Origin of the sequence: Bradyrhizobium algeriense, from assembly GCF_003062295.1 — a bacterium.
Lineage (GTDB): Bacteria > Pseudomonadota > Alphaproteobacteria > Rhizobiales > Xanthobacteraceae > Bradyrhizobium > Bradyrhizobium algeriense.
In genome coordinates this window covers 1-442 of the sequence record NZ_PYCN01000271.1, presented here as the reverse complement: position 1 = coordinate 442, position 442 = coordinate 1, and the positions used below count along the sequence as shown (strand labels likewise).

1 protein-coding gene is annotated in these 442 nt (G+C 62.0%); it reads right to left on the bottom strand.

All coding sequences use genetic code 11. The features are described from left to right. Positions 1-442: malic enzyme-like NAD(P)-binding protein (locus C7G61_RS43465; protein ID WP_338026209.1), on the bottom strand; the 442-nt coding region annotated here is incomplete at both ends.

The window sequence follows — 442 nt, the reverse complement described above, 5'->3', positions numbered from 1 at the left end:
ATCTCGCCGAGGGTCCGAGCGGAGGTCGGACGGGCATACTGCGCCTTCTGCTCGTCCATGGCCTCGGTGCGACCTTGGTAGACGACGCCCTTGGAATCGGTGATGAGGATGTTCTCCTTGCGAACGCCGAGGCCGACCAAGATATTGAGACACGCGATCGCCGCCGCGCCGGCTCCTGAGCAGACGAGCTTGACGTCCTCGATGCGCTTGCCGACCACCTTCAGGCCGTTGAGGACAGCCGCCGCAGCGACGATCGCTGTCCCGTGCTGATCGTCGTGGAAGACCGGGATCTTCATGCGCTCGCGCAGCTTCGTCTCGATCACGAAGCATTCGGGTGCCTTGATGTCCTCCAGGTTGATGCCGCCGAAGGTCGGCTCGAGCGAGGCGATGATGTCGATGAGCTTGTCCGGGTCGGTCTCATCGATCTCAATGTCAAACACAT